Annotated in this window: 15 protein-coding genes; 5 read left to right on the top strand and 10 right to left on the bottom strand. The window is 71.6% G+C overall.

All coding sequences use genetic code 11. The annotated features are described in order from the left end of the window. Window positions 1-32: 32 nt before the first annotated feature. Both Q8X39_RS06355 and lexA read right to left on the bottom strand, forming a co-directional pair. Window positions 33-404, bottom strand: coding sequence for a hypothetical protein (locus Q8X39_RS06355; protein ID WP_305748817.1), 372 nt, complete (start codon window positions 402-404; stop codon window positions 33-35). A 233-nt stretch (window positions 405-637) separates the two neighbouring features. Continuing rightward, on the bottom strand, window positions 638-1,327 hold the full coding sequence (gene lexA, locus Q8X39_RS06350) for a transcriptional repressor LexA (protein ID WP_305748816.1): 690 nt from the start codon (window positions 1,325-1,327) through the stop codon (window positions 638-640). Window positions 1,328-1,427: 100 nt separating this feature from the next. Here lexA and Q8X39_RS06345 point away from each other — a divergent pair, with 100 nt between their 5' ends. After that, window positions 1,428-2,411: an asparaginase gene (locus Q8X39_RS06345; RefSeq protein WP_305748815.1), complete on the top strand. Its 984-nt coding sequence runs from the start codon at window positions 1,428-1,430 to the stop codon at window positions 2,409-2,411. Window positions 2,412-2,521: 110 nt separating this feature from the next. Here Q8X39_RS06345 and Q8X39_RS06340 read toward each other — a convergent pair whose 3' ends face one another. The 5 genes from Q8X39_RS06340 to mltB form a co-directional block, all read right to left on the bottom strand. Beyond that, complete coding sequence (locus Q8X39_RS06340) at window positions 2,522-2,950, bottom strand: organic hydroperoxide resistance protein (protein ID WP_305748814.1); 429 nt, start codon at window positions 2,948-2,950, stop codon at window positions 2,522-2,524. A 120-nt stretch (window positions 2,951-3,070) separates the two neighbouring features. Beyond that, complete coding sequence (locus Q8X39_RS06335; RefSeq protein WP_305748813.1) at window positions 3,071-3,556, bottom strand: MarR family winged helix-turn-helix transcriptional regulator; 486 nt, start codon at window positions 3,554-3,556, stop codon at window positions 3,071-3,073. 146 nt (window positions 3,557-3,702) lie between these two features. Further along, on the bottom strand, window positions 3,703-4,881 hold the full coding sequence (locus Q8X39_RS06330; protein WP_305748812.1) for an SPL family radical SAM protein: 1,179 nt from the start codon (window positions 4,879-4,881) through the stop codon (window positions 3,703-3,705). Window positions 4,882-5,080: 199 nt separating this feature from the next. Continuing rightward, window positions 5,081-7,066: an ATP-binding cassette domain-containing protein gene (locus tag Q8X39_RS06325; protein ID WP_305748811.1), complete on the bottom strand. Its 1,986-nt coding sequence runs from the start codon at window positions 7,064-7,066 to the stop codon at window positions 5,081-5,083. A gap of 45 nt (window positions 7,067-7,111) precedes the next feature. Beyond that, window positions 7,112-8,242 carry a lytic murein transglycosylase B gene (gene mltB / locus Q8X39_RS06320; protein ID WP_305748810.1) on the bottom strand — a complete coding sequence of 377 codons (1,131 nt, stop codon included), beginning with the start codon at window positions 8,240-8,242 and terminating at the stop codon, window positions 7,112-7,114. A gap of 133 nt (window positions 8,243-8,375) precedes the next feature. Between mltB and Q8X39_RS06315 the strand changes: the two genes are divergently transcribed. From Q8X39_RS06315 to bcsG, 4 genes are all read left to right on the top strand, one after another. After that, on the top strand, window positions 8,376-10,052 hold the full coding sequence (locus Q8X39_RS06315; protein WP_305748809.1) for an acyl-CoA synthetase: 1,677 nt from the start codon (window positions 8,376-8,378) through the stop codon (window positions 10,050-10,052). A 34-nt stretch (window positions 10,053-10,086) separates the two neighbouring features. Beyond that, the gene (locus Q8X39_RS06310) at window positions 10,087-10,869 is read left to right on the top strand and encodes an enoyl-CoA hydratase (RefSeq protein ID WP_305748808.1); all 783 of its coding nucleotides are present in this window, start codon (window positions 10,087-10,089) and stop codon (window positions 10,867-10,869) included. A gap of 192 nt (window positions 10,870-11,061) precedes the next feature. After that, on the top strand, window positions 11,062-13,785 hold the full coding sequence (gene bcsA, locus Q8X39_RS06305; protein WP_305748807.1) for a UDP-forming cellulose synthase catalytic subunit: 2,724 nt from the start codon (window positions 11,062-11,064) through the stop codon (window positions 13,783-13,785). A 2-nt stretch (window positions 13,786-13,787) separates the two neighbouring features. Then, window positions 13,788-15,350 (top strand): cellulose biosynthesis protein BcsG, encoded by a 1,563-nt coding sequence (gene bcsG / locus Q8X39_RS06300; RefSeq protein ID WP_305748806.1) that lies wholly within the window; start codon window positions 13,788-13,790, stop codon window positions 15,348-15,350. 48 nt (window positions 15,351-15,398) lie between these two features. On the opposite strand, the gene Q8X39_RS06295 is transcribed toward bcsG, so the two are convergent. From Q8X39_RS06295 to bcsB, 3 genes are read right to left on the bottom strand one after another with little or no spacing between them, the layout of a single operon-like run. After that, on the bottom strand, window positions 15,399-19,211 hold the full coding sequence (locus Q8X39_RS06295) for a cellulose synthase subunit BcsC-related outer membrane protein (RefSeq protein WP_305748805.1): 3,813 nt from the start codon (window positions 19,209-19,211) through the stop codon (window positions 15,399-15,401). Beyond that, window positions 19,199-20,356, bottom strand: coding sequence for a cellulose synthase complex periplasmic endoglucanase BcsZ (gene bcsZ, locus Q8X39_RS06290; RefSeq protein WP_305748804.1), 1,158 nt, complete (start codon window positions 20,354-20,356; stop codon window positions 19,199-19,201). The genes Q8X39_RS06295 and bcsZ overlap by 13 nt, the downstream gene beginning before the upstream one ends. A gap of 3 nt (window positions 20,357-20,359) precedes the next feature. After that, window positions 20,360-22,600 (bottom strand): cellulose biosynthesis cyclic di-GMP-binding regulatory protein BcsB, encoded by a 2,241-nt coding sequence (gene bcsB, locus Q8X39_RS06285; protein ID WP_305748803.1) that lies wholly within the window; start codon window positions 22,598-22,600, stop codon window positions 20,360-20,362. Window positions 22,601-22,941: the final 341 nt, after the last annotated feature.

The raw sequence follows: 22,941 nt of genomic DNA, 5'->3' as shown, positions 1-22,941 counted from the left end.
CCGCCCGCTCGCGGAAGGCTGGCAGAACGAATTCAACCGTTCAGGCCGGAAGCGTGCACCGTCAGCCCGGCCTGCTGTGCGGCCTCGCGATCGATCAGGGCGTCCAGGGCGTCGCAGACATCGGCCATGCGGCCACAGATGCGTGTGCGGCTGCTGTCGGCTGGGTCCACGCTCAGGTGCACGCGGCGCGTGGTGTCGGCGTCGAGGGATCGTCCAGCCGACTCGGCCGGACGGGCGGTGACGACGACGGGCCGACGCGACCGACCGCGGCGTGGCAGGGCATGGGGTGCGTGGCCCTGGACGATCAGCGAGCTGGGCGCACGCGGATCGATGCTCGGGATGGCCGCCTGCGGCATGAAGCCCGCGCCCAGGTGTAGGAACCATTGCTGTAGCCAACGTTGCATCACGAACTCCGGTCGGTTATGTCACGGGGACGGAAGTCATGCGGACATGCGCGTGAGTGATCACGCGGCGTCCTCGCGGGCTGCCGTCAATTCCATCTGGCGGTTGTATCGGCGCCGTCGACGCCGAGGTTGAGGCGCTCCCTCGAACGCGGAGGGCGCCGCCGGCATCACGTCACGGACGGGCCTTCGACGCGTGCCGATGGACGGCCCTGAGCCTAGGCCGCACGCAGGCGTTACATCAGCATCGTGTTGCGGATGAGGCCGACGGCCAGGCCCTCAAGCGTGAACTCGGGGCTGTCGTCGCCGACGTGGATGATGTCGAAGTCGGGGTTCTCGGGGATCAGCTCGATGCCTGCCTTGCTGCGCCGGAAGCGCTTGACCGTCACCTCGTCACCCAGCCGGGCCACGACGATCTGGCCGTTCTTGGCCTCGCTGGCGCGTTGCACCGCGAGCAGGTCGCCATCGAGGATGCCGGCGTCGCGCATGCTCATGCCGCGCACCTTCAGCAGGAAATCGGGTTTGCGGGCGAACAGGTGGGCCTCGACCGTGTAGGTCTGGTCGACGTGTTCCTGGGCCAGGATGGGGTGGCCAGCGGCCACCCGGCCGACCAGTGGCAGGCTCAGCTGGGCCAGTGCGGCGAGGGGCAGGTTGTACTGCTGGCCGATGCCCTTGAGGCGCGATTCATGGATCGAGCGCAGTGTGTCAGACTGCAAACGGATGCCTCGCGAGGTGCCGCCGAGCAGTTCGATGACGCCCTTTCGTGCCAGGGCCTGAAGGTGTTCCTCGGCGGCGTTGGCGGACCGAAAGCCGAGTTCGGCGGCGATCTCGGCCCGGGTGGGCGGGGCGCCGGTGCGCTCGATGCTGCTCTGGATCAGTTCGAGAACCTGCTGCTGTCGCGCGGTCAATTTGGGGCTGTCGTTCACGGGGCCTCGCCGGCTGCACGCCCGACGCCGGCTGGCGAGGGCACTGGCTGTTCATCCAGCATCTGTATTTTTATCCAGTTCCAAGGGCATGACAAGCATGATGAGCGAGGGAACCGAAGCGCGTGACGCGGGCGCCACGCGGGGCGTCGTGGTGCTGGGCACGGGCGGCACGATCTCGGGCAAGGCCGGTGATGCGCACGACAACGTCGGCTACAGCGCTGGCCTGGTCGGCGTGGGAGACCTGGTGGACGGCGTGCCGGGGCTGGACACGCGGGTTGCTGCGGGCCTGAGGCTTGAGGTCGAGCAGGTCGCCCAGGTCGACAGCAAGGACATGAGCCACGCTGTGTGGCGCCGCATCGCCGAGCGCGCCGCCTTCCACCTGAACCGCGAGGACGTCGCCGGCGTGGTGATCACGCACGGCACCGACACGCTGGAAGAGACCGCCTACCTGCTGCAACGGGTGCTGGCGCCGTCCAAGCCGCTGGTGTTGACCGCGGCCATGCGGCCGGCGAGTTCCTCCGAGGCAGACGGTCCGACCAATCTTCGCCACGCGATCGAGCTGGCTTGCCTGCCCGAGGCGCGCGGCGTGCTGGCCGTCGTCGCGGGCACGGTCTGGGCCGGCCACGAGGTCCGCAAGGTGCATCCCTACCGCACCGACGCGTTCAGCGCCGGCGATGCCGGTGCGATCGGCTATCTCGAGGAGGGCCGGATGCGCCGCCTGCGCGACTGGCCAACCGGTGAGCCGCTGGGACTGGCCGTGCTGGCCGCCGAGATCTGGCCCGAGGTGCAAATCGTCGTCAGCCACGGCGGGGCGGACGGTCGCCTGGTCGACCTGCTGCTCGACGCCGGCGTCCAGGGCATCGTGGTCGCCTGCACCGGCAATGGCACGGTGCATGACGACCTGCGCGCCAGCCTGATGCGCGCAGCCCGGGAAGGCGTGGCGGTGCTGCGTGCGTTGCGGCATGGCTCGGGCGTGATCCTGCCCGGCAGCGTCGAGAGCCTGCCCAGCGCCGAAGGCCTCACGCCAGCCCAGGCGCGGGTCGAACTGCTGCTGCGCCTGCTGGCGACGATGCACCGGGCTTGATGCACCGGGCTTGATGCGCCTGGACGCAGGCTCGCACCGCGTCGCCTGAAAGGCCGCAGGCCGGCGCCTCCCTGCGGAGACGCCGGCCTGCCTCGTCAAGATCCGGATGCTCAGACCACCGTGGTCAGCGTGACGTCGATGTTGCCGCGCGTGGCGTTGGAGTACGGGCAGACGATGTGGGCGGCCTGCACCAGTTCTTCGGCCTGGCCCTTGTCCATGCCCGGGATCGAGACGGTCAGCGCGGCCTGGATGCCGAAGCCGGTCGGGATCGGGCCGATGCCGACGCTGGCGTCGATCGAGACGGTCGACGGCAGGGCCACCTTCTTCTGCCCGGCGACGAACTTCAGCGCGCCGAGGAAACAGGCCGAGTAGCCGGCCGCGAACATCTGCTCGGGATTGGTGCCGGGACCGTCGTCGCCGCCCAGGCCCTTGGGCACCGACAGCTTGACCGCCAGGCGGCCGTCGTCGGACTTCGAACTGCCGTCGCGGCCGCCGTTGGAGGTGGCGTGAGCGGTGTAGAGAACTTGCTGGAGTGCCATGGGAGGTCCTTTCGGTGAGGTGCCGTTTGCGGCGGTGGGTTGCCCGCGGTCGGGCGGAGGGACGGTAAGGCGGTGAGGCGATGAGGCGGTGCGGGTGAAGCCGGCCGGGCCGGGCGGTCTTCAGCGGTCCTGCAGCGTGTCGCGCAGGGCCTGCAACCGGCGCGTCAGTGACCCGAGTTCGTCCACGGTGCAGCCGACGCCTTCGAGGATGCGGGGCGGGATCTGGCGGGCCTGTTCGCGCAGCGCCAGGCCTTCCTCGGTCAGCCGGACGTCGACCCGGCGTTCATCGACGGCATTGCGCTCCCGGGCGAGGCGACCTTGCTGTTCGAGGCGCTTGAGCAGGGGCGTCAGGGTGCCGGAGTCCAGGTTCAGGCGTTCGCCCAGTTCGCCGACCGAGGCGCTGCCGCGCTCCCACAGCACCAGCATCACGAGGTACTGCGGATAGGTCAGGCCCAGCGCGTCGAGCAGCGGCCGGTAGACCTTGGTCATCGCCAGCGAGGCCGAATACAGCGCGAAGCACAGCTGCTGGTCCAGGCGCAGGAAGTCGTCGGGCAGGACCTCGGCCGGAAGCGGTTCAGCAGGAATCGGGACGACGGATGCAGGCATGGGCGCGAATTTAATTGCGAACAATTGAATTGTTCGCAATGTGGTCTTTCAAACCCAGGATGCGGGAAGCTGTCCGTCCGTCCGTCCGGGTCACGGGCCAGGCGTCTGGCGTCAGGCGTCAGGCGTCAGGCGTCAGTCAACAGGCATCAAAAGAGGGTGACCTGCCGCGGTCCGGCCGGGACGACGGCCGCGGGGGCGACGAAGGGGCGCGCATCGAGTGCCGGCAGCGTGCTGCCCAGGCCAGCCTGCGCGGCCAGGTCGGACAGCGCCAGGGCATCGTCCAGGCGTTCGCCCGGCAGGTTGCAACGCCAGCAGCACGCACCGGCGGCGCGCAGCTGGGCGAACAGCGCCAGCCAGGCCTCGCGCCGGGACGGGTCGGCGACGGGCGGCAACAGATCGGCGGCGTCGACGCCATCGGCGGCCAGGTCCAGTTGCACGCCCACCGGGATCCCGGCCCGCGCCAGCCGGGCCAGCGACTGCAGCCACAGGCTGGCGGCCAGCTGTTGGCGCAGGGCCGCGCCAGGGACGTCCGCGGTGGACTTGCGCGGGCGGCCCCGCGTGGCGGCGGGCTTGGGCGTCGGTACAGCGTCTGCCAACCGCGCCGGCGGCACGTCGCCTTCGCCGGTCCACCCGAGCGGGCAGCTGGAAGGCGCCAGCCGCATCAGCACGACCGCCTGCCGGCGTGCGGCCAGGCCGGCCAGCAGGTCGAGGTCGCGCACGACGGCGGGCGACGCGGTCAGCAGGCCGACCGGGTGTCGCGCCTCGGCCAGCACCTCCAGCAGCGCGCGGGTCAGGCGCTGCTCGCGTTCGACCGGCAGGTAGGGGTCGGCCAGCGTGCCCAGCTGGATCGGGCGGACGACCAGGCCGGGGCGGCGCAGCGCCTCGCGCAGGCGCTGGGGCGCGTTGACCTTGGCGTGGATGCGCAGGCCGCCCGGCGCGTCGCCGGCCGCCGCCTCGACGCGGTAGGCGTTGGCGACCAGCGGGCAGGGCAGGTCGTGGCGGTCGTTGGCACGCAGCAGGCTCAGGCAGGTTTCGGGGACCACCACGGCCGGCGAGGCTGCCGGCGCTTCGGCGGCCTCGCCGCGTCGCCGGATGCCGGGCCAGGGCTGCTCGCGCCAGCCCGGATCGGTGGCCGCGGCATCCTCGTGCGCGGCTTGCTCGGGGGGGCGGGGTGGACGGCCACGGCGGCGGTTCCGCCCGGACGTCGATGCATCGGGCGCATCGAACAGCGCCAGGCTGGGGCCGTCGACCGGCCGGATCGGGGCGACGACCGGCGCGCCGAGCGGCGATCCGGCCGGCGCAGCGACCTGGGCTGCGTGAGCCACCTCGGCAGGCGCGTCAACTGGCGGGCCGTCGATCGCTTCCGGCAACGGTGCGCGAGCTTGGCGCGGGATGCGCCGCTGCGGGGCAAGACGCTCGGGGGCGCGCTGGACGCGGCGGGGAGTGGCACGGCTCATGGCGTGCCAGTCTGCCACAAAAGACTGTATGAACATCCAGTCTTTTGTGGGGCTGATCCGACCGGGTTCAGTTGCCGTTGATCGCGTCCAGCGCCTCGCCGAGTTCGAGCCAGCGCATCTCCAGCGTCTCGATCTCGTCGGCCAGGGCCTTGACGCGGCGACCTTGCTCGGCCCGGTCGGCCGGGCTCAGGCCGGCGTCGCCGAGGCCGGCCAGCAGCCGGTCGTGCTCGGTCTGCGCGGCCGCCATGCGGTTCTCGACGGCGGTCTGCTCCTTCTTGATCGGGCGGACCTGCTCGGCGCGCTTCTGGCGCGCCTCGGCGGCGGCCTTGCGGTCCTCGCGGTTGGCCGCGCTCGGCACGGGGCTGGCAGCCGATGCGGACTTGCCCGCAGCGGCGGCCGTGGCGCCTGCCTTGGCGGGGTTCTGCGCCTCGCGGGCGGCACGCTGGGTCTCGCGGCTCTGTTCGAGCAGCCATTTCTGGTAGTCGTCCAGGTCGCCGTCGAAGGGCTCGACCTTGCCGTGCGCGACCAGCCAGAACTCGTCGCAAACCTCGCGCAGCAGCGCGCGGTCGTGGCTGACCAGCATCACCGAGCCTTCGTACTCGTTGAGCGCCAGGCTGAGCGCCTCGCGGGTGGTCAGGTCGAGGTGGTTGGTCGGTTCGTCCAGCAGCAGCAGGTTGGGGCGCTGCCAGACCAGCATGGCCAGCACCAGTCTGGCTTTCTCGCCGCCCGACAGGCTGCCGACCGCCTGCGCGACCATGTCGCCGACGAAACGGAAGCGGCCGAGGAAGTCGCGCAGTTCCTGCTCGCGGGCCTGCGGGCTGACCTCGCGGGCGAGCCGGATCATGTGCTGCAAGGGGCCTTCGTCGGGCCGCAGCACGTCCATCTCCTGCTGCGCGAAATAGCCGATCGCCAGGCCCTTGCCCTCCTGGATGTGGCCGTCCAGCGCCGGCAGCGTGCGCGCCAGCGTCTTGACCAGCGTGGACTTGCCCTGGCCGTTCGCGCCCAGGATGCCGATGCGCTGGCCCGGCAGCACGCTCTTGTTGATGCGATGGACGATGGCCTTGTCCGGCTCCCCGTCGACGCCCCGGTAGCCGACCTGCAGATCGGTCAGCACCAGCATCGGGTTGGGCAGGCTGGCGGGCTCGCGGAACTCGAACTCGAAGTCGGCGCTGGTCAGCACCGGCGCGAGCTTCTCCATCCGGGCCAGGGCCTTGACGCGGCTCTGCGCCTGCTTGGCCTTGCTGGCCTTGGCCTTGAAGCGGTCGATGAAGCGCTGCAGCTGGGCAACCTTCTCCTGCTGGCGCGAGAAGGCCGATTGCTGCTGCTCCATGCGCTCGGCCCGCATGATCTCGAAGCTGCTGTAGTTGCCGCCGTAGCGGGTCAGCTTCGATTCGTCGAGGTGCAGCGTCACGCGGGTGATCGCGTCGAGGAACTCGCGGTCGTGGCTGATGACCAGCATCGTGCCTTCGTAGCGCTGCAGCCAGGCTTCCAGCCAGACCAGCGCGTCGAGGTCCAGGTGGTTGGTCGGCTCGTCGAGCAGCAGCAGGTCGCTCGGGCACATCAGCGCGCGGGCCAGCTGCAGGCGCATGCGCCAGCCGCCGGAGAAGCTGTTCACCGGCGCGTCGACCTGGGCCATGGTGAAGCCCAGGCCCAGCAGCAGGGCCTGGCCGCGCGAGCGGGCGTCGAACTCGCCGGCCTCGGCCAGCGCGACGTGCGCGTCGGCGATCGCGTGGCCATCGCCGGAGGCCTCGGCCGCCAGCAGCGCGGCCCGCGCGGCGACCAGCGGCGTGTCGCCATCGAGCACGAACTCGGTGGCCGGCATGTCGGTCTCGGGCATGTTCTGCGCGACCTCGGCCAGGCGCCAGCGCGGCGGCATCTCGACGTCGCCGGCGTCGGCCTGCAGGCGATCGGTCAGCAGCGCGAACAGACTGGACTTGCCGGCGCCGTTGCGGCCGACCAGGCTGGCCTTCTCGCCGGGCTGCAGCGTGAAGCCGGTGCTGTCGAGCACGACCTTGGTGCCGCGTCGCAGTGTGATGTTCTTGAGTTGAAGCATGGGGACCGGAAGGAAGGAAGAGGGTCGGGGTCGGGCCGGGCGACGTCAGCGGGCCTGGGCCACCGCGCGGCCCAGTTCGAGCACCGCGCTGGCGTAGTAGGCCGACCAGTTGTAGCGGGTCAGGACCCAGAAGTTCTGTGTGCCGGCCAGGTAGGTCGGTTCGGCCGTGTCGCCGTTCTCGAGCCGGATCAGCGCCAGCGGGCCGCCGTGTTCCATCGCGGCCTCGTCCAGCGCGGCGCCGAGCTGGGCCATCGCGACCGGCGCGAAGCTGGGCTTGATGTCGGGCGCGAGCAGCGTGGCCAGCGCATCGGCCTGGCTGGGCGGACTGACGCCATAGCTGCTGGGCAGGCCGGGCTGCCAGCCGTGTGCCGCGAGGAAGTTGGCGACGCTGCCGATCGCGTCGACCGGGCTGTCCTGCAGCGCGATGCGGCCGTCGCCGTCGAAGTCGACCGCGTGGCGCAGCCAGGAGCTGGGCATGAACTGGGGCCAGCCCAGCGCACCGGCGTAGCTGCCGCGCAGCGTGTCGAGCGCGATGCCATCGCGCAACGCCAGTTCGAGCAGCGCGCTCAGTTCGCTGCGGAAGAAGGCGCTGCGGTCGCTGCGGCCGCTCGGGAAGTCGAAGGCCAGCGTGGCCAGTGCGTCGACCGTCCTCAGGCGGCCGGTGTGACGCCCGTAGAGCGTCTCGACGCCGATGATGCCGACGATGACCTCGGCCGGCACGCCCCAGCGGGCCTCGGCACGGGCGAGCGCATCGGCATGCTCGCGCCAGAACGCGACGCCGGCGGCGATGCGGCGCGACTCGACGAAGCGGGCCCGGTAGGCGGTCCAGTTCTTCGCGGTGCCGGCCGGCGGCGGCATGATCAGTTGCGGCACCTGCGGGATGTGGCGGGCCTGGCCGATGGTGCGGGCGACCCAGTCGGCAGGCCATTCGGGATGGGCAGCCTGTTGCTCGCGGATCCAGGCCTGCACATCCTCGCGCAGGCCGTAGGGCGGGGTGTCGACCTGGGCGGCGCGGGCGGGCTTGCGCGGCGCCTTGTTCGGGGCCTTGTCTGGGGCCTTGTTTAGGGCGATGTACGTCTGCTGCGCCGCGTCGGCAGGCCCGCTCGGCACGGCGCACAGACCCAGGATCAGGGCCAGCGCCAGGACAGGTTTCGACGCGGCGGACAGGACGGACATCGGCGGGGGACGGCAGGGTGGGGCGCGCGCCTGGGACAGGCAACGCGAGCGGCGCGGCAGTGTACGTTCCGACCGGACAGCCTCGGGACAGGCGGCTTCGCTAGAGTGCAGGCATCTGTTTCAGGAGGCTCCGGTGAACCCCGTTCCGCAACCCTTCGTGACCACGCCCGGCATCTACGACCAGGACCTGCCGCGCAACGCCGCCAACCACGTGCCGCTGAGCCCGGTCAGCTTCATCGAGCGCAGTGCCGAGGTCTACCGCGACCGGCCAGCCGTGATCCACGGCGCGCGTCGCTACAGCTGGGGCCAGCTGCGCGAACGCAGCGCCCGGCTCGCCGCCGCGCTGCGCGTGCTGGGCGTGGGCAAGGGCTGCACCGTCAGCGCGATGCTGCCCAACACGCCGGAGATGGTCGAGGTCCACTACGCCGTGCCGGCGCTGGGGGCCGTGCTGAACACGCTCAACACCCGGCTGGATGCGGCCCTGCTGGCCTGGCAGCTGAACCACTGCGAGGCCATGGTGCTGATCACGGACAGCGAGTTCGCCCCGCTGATCGACAAGACGCTGGCGCTGCTGAAGGCCAGCCATGGCCGCGAGCTGGTCGTGATCGACGTCTGCGACAGTGAGTTCGCCGGCCCGCACGAGCGCCTCGGCACGCACGAGTACGAGACGCTGCTGGCCGCGCACGAGCCGCTGGTCCGGCTCGAAGGCCCATCCGACGAGTGGGATGCCATCGCGGTCAGCTACACCAGCGGCACCACCGGCGACCCCAAGGGCGTGGTCACGCACCACCGCGGCGCCTACCTCAACGCTGTCAGCAACAGCGTGACCTGGACCATGCCGCACTTCCCGGTCTACCTGTGGACGCTGCCGATGTTCCATTGCAACGGCTGGTGTTTCCCGTGGACCGTGGCGCTGCTGGGCGGCACCCATGTCTGCCTGCGCAAGGTCGACGCCGGGGCGATCCTGACGGCGATGCGCGAGCACGGCGTCGACCACTACTGCGCCGCGCCGATCGTGCACAGCCTGCTGATCAACGCGCCGGCCGAGCTGCGCGCCGGACTGGGCAAGGTGCGCGGCCTGGTGGCCGGTGCCGCGCCACCGGCAGCGATGATCGAGGGCATGGCCCGGCTGGGCTTCGACATCACCCACGTCTACGGCCTGACCGAGGTCTACGGCCCGGCCTCCGTGGCGGTCAAGGGCCCCGAATGGGCCGATGCCGACCTGTCCGAGCAGACCCGCCTGAACGGCCGCCAGGGCGTGCGCTACGAGCTGCAGGAAGGCATGGCGGTGTTCGACCCGGAGACCCTGGCCGAGCGGCCGGCCGACGGCACGACCATGGGCGAGATCATGTTCCGCGGCAACATCGTCATGAAGGGCTACCTGAAGAACCCGAAGGCGACGCACCAGGCCTTCGAGGGCGGCTGGTTCCACACCGGCGACCTGGCGGTGATGGAGCCGGACCGCTACGTCAAGATCAAGGACCGTTCCAAGGACATCATCATCTCGGGCGGCGAGAACATCAGCTCGATCGAGGTCGAGGACGCGCTCTACCGCCACCCGGCCGTGATGGCGGCAGCGGTGGTCGCCAAGCCCGATCCGAAGTGGGGCGAGACGCCGCTGGCCTATGTCGAACTGGCGCCCGGCGCCCAGGTCGACGCGGCCGCGCTGATCGCGCACTGCAAGTCACTGCTGGCGGGCTACAAGGTGCCGCGCGAGATCCGCTTCGAGGCCATCCCCAAGACCTCGACCGGCAAGATCCAGAAGTTCCAGCTGCGCGAGCGCGCACGCTCGAACTCGGCCATCGAATGAGCCGGGCGAGCCATCCGACCAGGAGACACCCACGATGCTGACCCTCGATGACCCGCTGCTGCTGCGTCGCCTCGACGACCGCGGCGTGCTGACGCTGACGCTCAACCGCCCGCAGGCCTTCAACGCGTTGAGCGAGGCCATGCTGGCCGCGCTGCAGGCCGAGCTCGATGCCATCGCCCGCGACGAGCAGGTGCGCGTGGTCGTGCTGGCCGCCGAAGGCCGGGCGTTCTGCGCCGGCCATGACCTCAAGGAGATGCGCGCCGAGCCGTCGCTGCCCTATTACCAGCAGCTGTTCGCACGCTGCGCCAAGGTGATGCTCTCGATCCAGGCGCTGCCGGTGCCGGTGATCGCGCGGGTCCAGGGCATCGCGACGGCGGCCGGCTGCCAGCTGGTCGCGCAGTGCGACCTGGCGGTGGCCGCCGACAGCGCGCGCTTCGCGGTCAGCGGCGTCAACCTGGGCCTGTTCTGTGCCACGCCCAGCGTCGCGCTGGGCCGCAACGTCGGCCGCAAGCAGGCCTTCGAGATGCTGGTGACCGGCGACTTCATCAGCGCCGACGAGGCTCGCGAGCAGGGCCTCGTCAACCGCGTCGCGCCGATCGAGGCGCTCGATGCGGAGGTCGAGCGCCTGGTCGCGCGCATCGTCGCCAAGCCGCGCGTGGCGCTGGCGATGGGCAAGGACCAGTTCTACCGCCAGCTCGAGATGGGCCTGGCGGCGGCCTACCAGCTGGCCGGCCAGAGCATGGCCTGCAACATGATGGACGAGGCCGCGCTCGAGGGCGTGCAGGCCTTCATCGACAAGCGCCCGCCGCGCTGGTGAGCCCCGCCGCACGCCTGCGGTGCAGACTTCGCTTGGGTTGTGTCGCATTCGCCTTGAAAATGGCTCGAAGACGGGCCTGTCGGACAGGTTCGTCGCAGGATCGTCTGCCGAGCCACTCCCTTGGGTTCGGCATTCGGTGACAATTTGTGACCAGAACGGACGAGCCAGGCAGAGCGGATGACGGTCGGAGTCTTGAATCGATGGGCGCGTGCGCTGCAGGTCGAACAGCCCGACGACTGGCGTTGCTGGTTGAAGCGCCTGTTCGTGCTGCCGCCGCAGCGCCATCGGGCGCGCTTGTCCCGCCACGATCGCCAGGTGTTGCGCGCCTCGCGCGAGCCCGCGCCGGCCAGGCTGCCGACGGCCGTGGCCGCCCGATCCGCGACGCGTGACGGCCCGACCACCGCGCCTGCGCCGCTGAGCCGGGAGACCGCCCCGATCCGCCGCCAGCGCATCGGCGTGCTGCGGCGCGGCAGCAGCGCGGCGAACGGCGGCCCGAGCGAGGGCGGCATCGCGTTCGGCCAGGTCGGGGCGGCGGTCCCGCCGATGCCGCAGCACGCGCCAGCCGCGCCTGCCGCAGTCTCGGCTTCAGCATCAGCCTCAGCGACCGCCGAGCCGCACCCGGACGGCCGGCCGGGCTGGCGCCAGTGGCTGGCGCGCTCGTCGCCCGCGCGGTCCTTCGCGCGGATCGGCGAGCTGTGGCGCAAGCTCGATTTCTCGCCGCTCGCGCGGGTGCTGGAACGCTGGTCCGACCTGCCGATGTGGCGGCGCCGGCCGGTCCGCATCGGCCTGGGTGTGCTCGCTGCCGCCGCCCTGTGGCTGGCCGCCAGCACGCCGCTGAGTCCGTTCGGCCAGTTCCTGTTCTTCCTGGCCATGCTGGGCCTGGTGCTGGTGGTGCGCCGCATCCCCGGCAACCTGCCGACGCTGCTGCTGGTGTCGCTGGCGATGCTGGCGTCCTGCCGCTACGGCTGGTGGCGCGTCAGCGAATCGCTGGACTTCAACCCGGGCTGGGAGGCCGTGCTGGGCACCGGCCTGCTGCTGGCCGAGCTGTACGCCTGGCTGGTGATGGTGCTGGGCTTCCTGCAGACCTCGCGGCCGCTGAAACGGCCGATCGTGCCGATCGAGCTGCCGCGCGATCAATGGCCGACGGTGGACGTCTTCATCCCGACCTACAACGAGCCGATGAGCGTGGTCGGCCCGACCGTGCTGGCCGCACGCGACCTCGACTGGCCGGCCGACCGCCTGCGCATCCACCTGCTGGACGACGGCCGGCGTCCGGAGATGAAGGCCTTCGCCGAGGAGGCCGGCGTCAACTACCTGACCCGCAGCGACAACCGCCATGCCAAGGCCGGCAACCTCAACGCGGCGATGACGGTCACGCAGGGCGAGTACATCGCCATCTTCGACTGCGACCACATGCCGGTGCGCGGTTTCCTGATCCACACGATGGGCTGGCTGTTGCGCGACAGCCGCTGCGCGCTGGTGCAGACGCCGCACCACTTCTTCTCGCCCGACCCCTTCGAGCGCAACCTCGACACCTTCCGGCGCGTGCCCAACGAGGGCGTGCTGTTCTACGGCCTGGTGCAGGACGGCAACGACGTCTGGAACGCGAGCTTCTTCTGCGGCTCCTGCGCGGTGATCCGACGTTCGGCGCTCGACGAGATCGGCGGCATCGCGGTGGAGACCGTCACCGAGGATGCGCACACCGCCCTGAAGCTGCACCGGCGCGGCTGGCGCACCGCCTACCTCAACGAGACGCTGGCCGCCGGCCTGGCCACCGAGAGCCTGTCGGGCCATGTGCGCCAGCGCATCCGCTGGGCCCGCGGCATGGCGCAGATCTTCCGCATCGACTGCCCCCTGCTCGGGCCGGGGCTCAAGCCGATGCAGCGGCTGTGCTACTCGAACGCGATGCTGCACTTCTTCTACGGGCTGCCCCGGCTGGTCTTCCTGACCGCGCCGCTGGGCTACCTGTTCTTCGAATTCCACATCATCCATGCCCAGGTCGGCACGCTGCTGCTCTACCTGCTGCCGCACCTGGTGCTGCCGCACATCGCCAACGCGCACATCGCCGGACCGCACCGCCACACCTTCTGGTCCGAGCTCTACGAGACCGTGCTCGCCTGGTATGTGGCCGTGCCGACCACGGCCGCGCTGTTCAACCCGCGCGGCGGCAACTTCGACGTCACCGCCAAGGGCGGCCTGATCGAGCAGACCCATGTCGACTGGCACATCGCGCGGCCCTATTTCGCGCTGGTGCTGCTCAACGCGGCGGGCCTGCTGTTCGGACTTGGCCGGCTGCTCATCTACCCGTGGGAGTGGGGCACGATCCTGCTCAACATGCTCTGGACGGTCTACAACCTGCTGGCGCTGGGCGCGGCGATCGGCGTGGCGCGCGAGCGCCGCCAGGTGCGCCGCAACACCCGCGTCACCAGCCGCCTGCGGGCCGAGCTGATGACGCCGGACGGCGCCCTGCTGGCCTGCGAGACCGAGGACTACGCGCTGGCCGGCGTCGGCCTGCGTGGCGTGTCGCCCGACCTGGCGCTGCCGACCGGCCAGACCCTCGGTCTGCGCCTGTTCGACGAGGGCCGGCCGCAGCTGCTGCCGGTCCAGGTCGTGAGCCACCGCGGCGACCGGCTGGCGCTGAAGTTCGGTCGCCTCAACCTCGACCAGCAGGCCGCGCTGATCCGCTGCACCTTCACCCGCAAGGACGCGTGGCAGAACTGGCAGCTGTCGCCCGAGAGCGACCGTGCCATGCATGGCCTGATCGAGATCGCCAAGCTCGGCTGGAGCAGCTACGCGCTGCTGATCCGCAATGCCTTGGGCCATGTGCGCGACGGCGCCGCCGGCTGGCGCAGCGATGCCGGCGCGTGGGTCGGCACGCGGGCCGCGCGCCTGCGCCGCGCCATCGAGCGGAGCTGAGCATGGGTGCCGCCTACGCGATCCATTTCCTGCTGAAGTTCGGGCTGCACCTGGCGGGCCTGATCGAGCTGGTGCCGGCGCTGAACCTGGCGCTGGCGCTGCTGCTGACCTGGCCGCTGCGGGGATCGGCGCGCACGGCGGTGCGCTGGCTCGCGCTGCCGCTGGCCTTCGGGCTGCTCTACCACGAGTCGCCCTGGCCGCCGCTCGCGCGGGTCTGGTCCACCTTTGGCGCGGTGACCGACTTCAGCGTCGTCTACCTGCTCGAACTGGCCACCCGCATCGTGCATGCGCAGATGCTGGCCGCGCTGCTGGTGGCCTCGGTGCTGCTGGCCGGTCTGGCGACGCGGCTGCGGCTGTCGGTCTGGGTCTTCATCGGCCTGGCGGTGATCGCCGGGCTGCCGTCGCCGGCCCAGCTTGAACGCGAGCGGGACATCGCCTCGATCGCCACGAGCGACAGCAGCGGCCCGATCGCACTGAACCAGCTGGACCGCACGCTGCAGGCCTTCTTCGACGGCGAACGCGCCAAGACGCTCAAGCTGGCCGAGGACAGCGGGCCGCCGCCCTTCGACCTCGTGATCCTCAATGTCTGCTCGCTGTCCTGGGACGACCTCGACACCGCCCGGCTGGGCGACGCGCCGCTGATGCGCCGCCTCGACGTCGTCTTCGATCGCTTCAACACTGGCGCGACCTACAGCGGTCCGGCCGTGTTGCGGCTGCTGCATGCCAACTGCGGGCTGGTGCCCCAGGGCGAGCTGTACGGCGGCGCGCGGGGCGAATGCCTGCTGATGCGCGGCCTGGAGCAGGCCGGCTACCAGCCTGCCGTGCTGCTCAACCACGATGGCCGCTTCGACGGCTTTGCCGACATGCTGCGGCGCGACAGCGGGCTGTCCATCCCGCCCGAGCAGGTGCTCGACGCGCCGGTGGCCATGAAGAGCTTCGACGGCAACCCGATCCGCGACGACGCCGAGGTGCTGACGCGCTGGTGGCGGGCCCGCACCGACGGCGTCGGCAACGGGCGCGTGGCGTTGCTCTACAACTCCATCTCGCTGCACGACGGCAACCGCGTGCCGGGCATCGCCTCGGTGTCCAGCCTGGAGACCTATGCACCACGGGCGCGCAAGCTGTTCGATGACCTGGAGCGTTTCCTCGACCTGATCGAGCGCAGCGGCCGGCCGACCGTGGTGGTGCTGGCGCCCGAGCACGGCGGCGCGGTGCGTGGCGACGCGCAGCAGATCGCCGGCCTGCGCGAGCTGCCGACCCGGGCGCTGACGCATGTGCCGGCTGGCCTGATGCTGATGAACTTCGGCGTCGCACGGGCCGCCGACGCGCCGCCGGTGCACGTGACCCAGAACGCCAGCTACCAGTCGCTGTTCGCGGTCGTGGCCGCGCTGCTGCGCGGTGGCGAGGAAGCGACCCGGCCGCAGCGCCTGGTCGAGCTGGGCCAGGCCCTGCCGCCGCTCGAATGGGTGGCCGAGAACGCCGGCCACGTCTACCTGCAGCGCGGCCCGTATGGCTACCTGCGCACGCCCGACGGCAACTGGCGGCTGATGTCGGCCCAGCCCTGACGGCCGCGGGCAGCCGGTGCCGGTGATGAGGCCGGCACCCGGTCCGGCTCAGCGCCGCACGTAGGACTCGAGCATCTCGGGTGGCCAGCCCAGCGGCGGCGGCACCCGGCCCAGCCCGTGGCGCAGGTAGACGCTGGCCTGGCGTGGCGAGTAGCCGCTCGACTTCTCGGCCGACAGCGCCGTGCCGATGGCCCAGTCCGGCGCGGCACGCCACTCCAGCAGCAGGCGGCCCGAGCCGCCGAAGCCGTTGCCGGGGCCGCCGCCATGCAGGCGGTTGCCGGAGGCGGACTGCGCGGCCGGGTCGTTCGGGTAGTAGGGCGTTTCCTTCTCGACCGAGACGCTGTGGCTGGCGATCAGCCGCAGTTGCCAGGACAGCCGGCCGTTCATGCCCTCGTGGACCCACGGGATGCTGAAGGAGCCATAGGCCTGCGGGCTGTAGTAGCCGCCCTGGCCGTCGGTGTAGTAGCGCAGGTTGCGCTGGTAGGTCCAGTGGGTCAGCGTCGCGCCCAGCGTGCTGCGGTGGGTCGTGCTGGCGCTGATCACGCGGGTGTAGGCCACCCGTGCCTGCGCGGTGTGGTTGTCGGCCACGCCCTGGCCGCGCAGCAGTCCGACGCGGACCTGGGTGCTCAGGCTGTGGGTCTCGTCGAAGTCCTGGGAGATCGAGCCGTCGAGCGCGGTCAACGTGACGCCGCCCCAGGCATGGCCGTCGACCGGATCGCGCGCGCCGCCCATCGACAGCAGGCTGCCGGTCACCAGGCGGCGGTTCAGGCCGACCCGCCAGACCAGCGTGCCGGTGTCGCCGCTCAGGCGCCAGCCGCCGAGCCAGTTGCGCACCCCCAGGTCGACCACGCCGACGTCGATCTCCTGGCCGGCGCCGCGCCAGCCCGCGCCGATCGCCGCGCCTCGGGCCGACTGCGGCGACGTGGCGGCGAGGCCGCCCGGCGAGCTCAGCAGGGTGCGGCCCAGCAGCCCGGCATTGTCGATGTCGGTCGGCAGCGCGCCGGCATCCAGCGACAGGTGATCGACATGGACGAAGTACTGGCCCTGGCCGATCTTCGGCCAGGTCATGCGGGCGGTGGTCTCGCGGCTGTCCAGGTTGCCGCGCCCGACGCTGCCGGGGTTGCGGCTGGCGTGCATCGCCGCCTCGACGAAGGGCTGGTTTTCGGCCTCGATCGCGTCCTGCACGCGCTCGATCTCCAGCGCGGTCTCGCTGCCGGGCAGGGCGCGGCGACGGGCGATGTCCAGATGCGCCAGCGCCTCGCCTTCGTCCGCGTCGGCACGCGCCTGGCGGGCCGCTTCCAGGCGCACCAGCGGGTCGTTCGGCGTGCGGGCCAGCAGGCCGTCGAGGGTCGAGCGGGCCGCCAGCGCATGGCCCATGCGACGTTGCAGCCGCAGCAGCCGCAGGCGGGCCTCCTGGGCGTCGTCGGGCAGCAGCATGGCGACCTGCTCGGCATCGGCGCGGGCGGTGCTGTTGAGGTCGAGGTCCAGCGCCAGACCGGCATGCGCGAGCAGCACCTCGGCCCGCTCTGCCGGCGTCCAGCCGGTCCGTTCGGCCGGTGCGTCGAGGGCACGCTGCACGCCGTCGTAGGCGGTCGCCAGCTGGTCGGCGTCGACGTTCAGGCGGGCCCATTCGAGCAGCGCGTCGACCTGCGGGGCGAGCGCGACCGGATCGAGCCGCTCCAGGCGGTCACGCGCGGCCCGGGTCTCGTGCGTGGCCAGGCGCATGCGGGCCAGGCGCAGGTTGGGCCAGGGCTCGCTGGCCACGGCATCGCTGACCACGGCATCGCTGACCGACAACGAGCTGCCGGCCGTGCTGCTGGCCAGCACGAACCGGCCGCGGTCGTCGACCAGCTGCTCGGCCTCGGCCAGCCAGACGCGGGTGAGCGCGATGTCCTGCGCGAGGAAGGCCTCGCGGGCCGAGGCCAGGGCGCGTTCACGGCGGGCCCGCTGCACCAGCTCGCGCTGCGGCCCCTGGGCGATCGCGACCGGCAGGCCGTCGAGGATCTCGACCGCGCGCCGTGGCGCGTCGGCCGCCAGCGCGATCAGCGCGGCGGCCTGCAGCAGGTCAGGCTCCTGACGGTTGCGCGCCAGGCCTTCGTCCATCACGGCCAGGGCGATGTCCGGCAGCCGGAAATCGGCATAGATGCGGGCGGTGTCGTAGCGCAACCAGGTCTCGTCCGGTGCCAGCAGCAGCGCCTGTTCGATCAGCCGCAGGGCCGAGCCGTGGCGGCCCTCGGCCCGGCGCTGGTCAACGACACGGCGGACCGTGGCGGTGTCGACCGCGTCGGCCGGATCGAGCGGTCCGGCCGATGCGGCCCGTGCGGGTGCCTGCGGGGCGCTTTCGGGCCGGTCCGGATCGTTCGCCGCCGGTCCGATGCCGTAGCGCTGCGCCAACATCGCCAGCGCGCTTTCCGGATCGCGGCGCATCGCCAGCGCGGTCAGGCCGCGCCAGGCCCGCGCTTCGTTCGGCGCGAGGGCCAGCACGCGTTCATAGAGCTGGCGGGCCGCGCCATCCTCGCCCTGCCGGGCCCGCGCGCCGGCCAGCAGCAACGTGCCCTCGATGGCCTCGGGCTGGGTGTCGATCAGCGGGTCCAGCAGCGCGACGACGGCCGCATCGTCGCCGGCCTCGGCCGACCGGCGTGCCTCGGCCACGCCGGCCCAGTAGCGCGAGGTCAGCCCCAGGCTGCGCCAGCGCGCCGCATCGTCCGGATCGCCGGCCAGTGCCCGATCGAAGGCGGGCACCGCCGCGGCATGGTCACCCTGGCGCATGCGGGCGATGCCGTAGAGGCCCCAGGCCCGGCCATCGTCGCCCAGCCGCACCAGCACGTCGGCCAGCAGCACGGCGGCCTGTTCGTTCTCGGGGATGTCGAGCAGCCGGTCGGCTTCCCGGCGCGCGGCTTCCAGCGCCACGTCACGCGCCGGGGGTTCCGGCGCGGTCGAGGCGGTCCTGGGGGCGGCCTTCTCGGCGACCTTCTCAGCGGCCTTCTCAGCGACCTTGGCGGCTGATCGGGGCGCCGTCGACGCGCCCTCCGCCGCCGTGCCGCCGGGCAACACGGCGGCGGCGGCGGCGCGACCGTTGCCGGTGCTGCCGATCGGCGCCACGCCTTCGCCCATCGTGCCTCGGTAGTCGTCCCACAGCGGTCCGGCCGCGACGTCGTCAGGTTGCAGCCGGATGGCCCGGCGCCAGCTGCTGGCGATGATCTCGCGCGGCAGCACGCCCTCGTCGACCAGGCCGTGCAGCCGCGTCCAGGCCTGCTTGCGGGTGGTCGGCGACAGCGCCAGCACCTCGGCCAGCGCCAGCCGGTCGATCGCGGTGCCGCTGCGGGCCACGCGGGCTTCCATCTGGCGTCGGCTGATGTCCCAGCCGCCGGGCGTGCTGGCGATCAGGCCGGCCATTTCCGCGCCCAGCAGGCCGGGCGCCTCGCCGGTCGGGAACATCTGCCGGGCCAGTCGCGCGGCCTCCGCCAACTGGCCGACCTCGCGCAGCTGCTGCAGCCGGTTCAGTCGCACCAGGTCGCTGCTGTGGAGCTGGGCGAGCTGCTGGAGCTGGCGCAGTTCGGGACTGTCGGGGTGGCTGGCCTGCAGCTGCGCCAGGGGCGCCAGTGCGGCGTTCCGGCTGCCGGCCCTCAGCTCCAGCTCGCCGAGCATCAGCAGGGCGCGCGGTTCGTCGGACTGCACCGCGAGCACCTTCTGGAGCACGCTGCGGGCCAGATCCGGGCGCTTGCGGGCCTGCCAGAGCTGGGCGCTGTCGATCAGCGCATCCATGCTGCGGCGGGCCGGTTCGGCGGCGGCAATGGCCGGTGCGGCGGCTGCCGGCAGCGGCAGCGCCAGGGCCAGCATCAGCCAGCTCAGGCGTCGCATGGCGCCCAGCCGGTCTGCAGGCTGCCGTTGGCGGTGAAGCGATAGCGGCCGGAGACGAAGCCGGAGGCAAACAGATGGAGCACCTGGTCGTAGTAGTGGCGCGCCTGGATCGGCCGGGCGGTGATGCGTGCCTTGAGCTTGTCGGCGATGTCGCGTTCGCCCATCAGCGCCAGCATCGGCTGCAGCGCCGACTGGAAGCCCGACGGGCCGTCGCCGCTGGTCGACAGGGCCTCACCGCTGGCCGGATCGACGACCTCCGGCACGGCGCCGCGCTGGCCGGCCAGCCGGGCCATCGGCGCGTACTGGCGCAGCAGGCCGGGCAGGGCAGGGTCGTCCGGGTGGGTCAGGCCCAGCCACAGGTAGACCCGGATCGCGTTGTAGCTGCCGACCCGGTCCTCGACGGCGAGCCGCTCCGGCACGAAGCCGCGGTCACGCACATGCACCGTCCACTCGGGCGCCAGGCCGCGTGGCGCGCTGCCGGCCAGCACCTGCAGCGACGAGGCGCGCAGGCCCTTCCAGGCCGGTTCCGGCCGGTTCGCGGCGAACCAGGCCAGCAGCGGTGGCGCCAGGTAGCTCGGGTTCAGGCGGTGGCTGTCCTCGTCGAGCCGGAAGCCCTTCGGGCCCGGCAGCAGCGTCGGGCCGAGGCCGGCCAGATCGACCACCTCGTCGGCCAGGATGCGCCGGCCCAGGACCTGCGACAGCGCCTCGTAGCGGCGGTTCTTCCACAGCCGGCCGGCCTGCGCCAGGGTGTAGGCGATCCACAGGTCGGCGTCGCTGGCGGCGTTGGGGTCGATCACGTCCCAGCGGCCGTCGTCGCGCCGGCCCCATTGCCAGGCCGGCAGGCGGCTGGCGATGTCGCCGGCGCAGAGGTTGTCCTCGGTCCAGCGCAACAGCCGGTCGAACACCGCCTGCTGGCCGGCCACCAGCGCGAAGAACATCGCGTAGGACTGGCCTTCGGAGGTCGTCACGTCCTTGGCGATCGGGTCGATCACGCGGCCATCGTCGCTCACCAGCGCGCGGCGGAAGACCTCCCAGTCGGTCCATTCGGTCGCGCCGCCCGGCAGGCAGCCGGTCGATGCGCGGGCACAGGCACCCACCGGCAGTGCGAATGCCAGGGCGGTCAGCAGGTCACGTCGGAGCACCACGGTTCAGGATTCGCCTTGGACGCGACGTTCGGCGCGGGCCCGCAGCGCGCGGTAGAGCGTCAGGGCCAGCAGGAGGGAAATGACGGCGACCAGCAGGACCAGCAGCAGCGGATGGCCGCGCATCTGGTACCAGACCCAGCGCCACCAGCGCAGTTCACCGACCTGGTAGACGTCGCCGACCCGGAAGGATTCCAGCTGCGAGCCACGCACCAGCACCAGGTCGCCCTGCATCCTGGCGACCTTGGCCGGATCGAGCAGGGCGACGCGCATGGCGCCGAGCGTGGCCGGGTCGGTCGCCTGCAGCGCGACGACGCTGCGACCGGCCGACAGCGGCGACTCGAAGCCCATCAGCGCGGCCAGCGGGCCTTCGGATTTCCACTCGGTCCAGGCCTTGCCGGGGTAGCGGCGCGGGGTGGCGCCGGTGAACCATTCGGAGGCGGTGTCGCTGAAACGGGTCAGCGGTGAGTTGCCCCGCGCGGCGGCGTCCAGGTGGGTCGGCAAGGACTGCGACCAGCCGTCCAGCGGCGCCGGCGACGGACCGGTGGCGATCACCAGGAGGTCGCGGTCCGCGACGCTCTTGACCTGGCTGGCGCCCACCACCTGCAGCCGCGTGCCGGCCACGCCGGTGGCCGCGCCCATCTGGCCCAGCACGCCCAGCGCGGTCTCGATCTCCTCGGGTCCGGGCTGGTCGGACATCACCACGGCGGTCTCGGCCAGGTCAGCGAACTTGGTGAAGGGAAAGCCGCTGTTGGCGTACATCGCCAGGTTGGGCAGCGTCGCGTAGTGCTCCAGGTTGCGCAGGTCGATGGTCGAGTCGGCGTCGACGCTGGCCTGCGAGACCAGCACGGTGTCGCGGCAGCGCGAGCTCTCGACCGGCGGAATCTCGAAGCGGAACTGCAACTCGTTGGTGCTGCCCAGCTGGAAGGCCGGCACGACCAGGTCCTGCCGGTCGAAGGTGCCGCCGATCTCCAGGAAGGGCAGCAGCATGCGCTGCGACTGCGTGCTCTGGGCGGCGGCCGGGCGCAGCAGGAAGGACTCGACCAGCTGGTCGTTGATCTGCACCGCCAGCCGCGCCGTGCCGAGCTGCGCCGGCGGCGTGTAGCGGTAGCGCAGCTCGATGGGCACGCCCTCGGTGCGCCAGGCAAAGGTGTCGGCCGGCAGGCGCAGCGGCAGGCGGATCACCGGCAGCGTCGTGCCCGTGACCTGCAGCGCCTGGCTGTTGCCGACCAGCTGGCCGAGCTTGACCACGGTGCCGGTCTTGACGATGTTGGGCGCATCGTGCGCGGCCAGCCGGGCCGGCAGCTCGACCTTGCCGACGCTGGCCTGTTCGCCGCTGAGAGCGGCCTGGCCCAGCACCAGTGCGTCGACCGCCTGCGACAGCTGCGCGCCGTCGCGGCCCAGCACCAGCAGCACCTTGGCGCCCGGGTCGCTCGGGTGGTCGATCAGCTTGAGGGTCGGTTGCTCGACCGTCGGGATCTCGACGCCGGTCGGGCGATGCTCGTTGGTCGCCAGCACGATGGTGTGCCCGGCCGGGACCTTGGAGCTGACCGGGAAGTCGGCGCCACGGTAGCTCGCCAGCGCACCGAACCAGCTGCTGGGCACGCCGGCGCTGCGCACCACGTCCAGCGGCGGCTGGCTGGCCATCACGAAGGGCAGACGCAGGCGGGCGGCATCGCGCACGTCGAAGAAGGGCGTCGGCAGCAGCGACAGGTCGTTGCGCAACGGCAGCCGGCGGGTCGTCAGCTCGAGCACGCTCTGATTGCTGACCTGGGCCCACAACGAGGTGTGGAAGGGATATTCGCAGTCGGTGGTGTAGTGGCCGATGAACTGCAGCCGCAGCTTGGCGTACTCGGTGAAGTAGCGCGGATCCAGCTCGATGTCGGCGGACTGCGGGCTGCCGAGCTTGCCCTTGACCGCCGGCACGGTGCCCAGCACCTCGTCGTTGATCGAGACCTTGATCTGCGAGAGGTCGGCCAGCAGGCCCGGCGAGAAGGTGTAGTTCAGCCGCAGCCGCGCCTTCTGGACCGTCTCGTCCAGTCGCATCGACAGCGGCAGGTAGACGCTCTGGTCGATGCCGCGCAGCTCGATCGGCACCTGGGCACCCAGGTCGCGCAGCAGGATCTGCTGGTTCCGCACCGAGCTGTCGGTGCTGCCCGCGCCGGTTGGTGTCTGCAGCGCCTGGTTGACCACGTCCTGGGCGACGTTGGCGACCTGGACCTCGCTGAGCGCTGCGTGACCGACCATCGGTGCCGGCCCGGTGCCGGCCGCGGTCGTCGCCTGGATCGGCGCCAATCCGAAACCCGCTGCGGCGACCAGCAGGGCGAGTCGTTGTCGACGTGGCGGGAATATGTAACGAATGTCGGCCATTGAGCGCAGTACAACGAGGTTGATCGAGTCTGTCACGCCGTCCAGGAAAACCAGCCCATGAATGCTGGCTTCAAAATGTCCATGGCGTAACAAGATGATACCTTGAGGTCCGGGATACGTATTACGCGAAAAGCGATCCCGAAACTGACAAATTCACGCCCTTGAACGCGGGGTGTGCCCCCGATGTCGGGCGCTGGACGCCACGGCCGTCTCCCAGG

Origin of the sequence: Leptothrix discophora, assembly GCF_030705305.1 — a bacterium.
GTDB lineage: Bacteria > Pseudomonadota > Gammaproteobacteria > Burkholderiales > Burkholderiaceae_C > Sphaerotilus > Sphaerotilus discophorus.
Note: the sequence above shows the minus strand (reverse complement) of the source record. Positions and strands in the feature narration are given on the sequence as shown.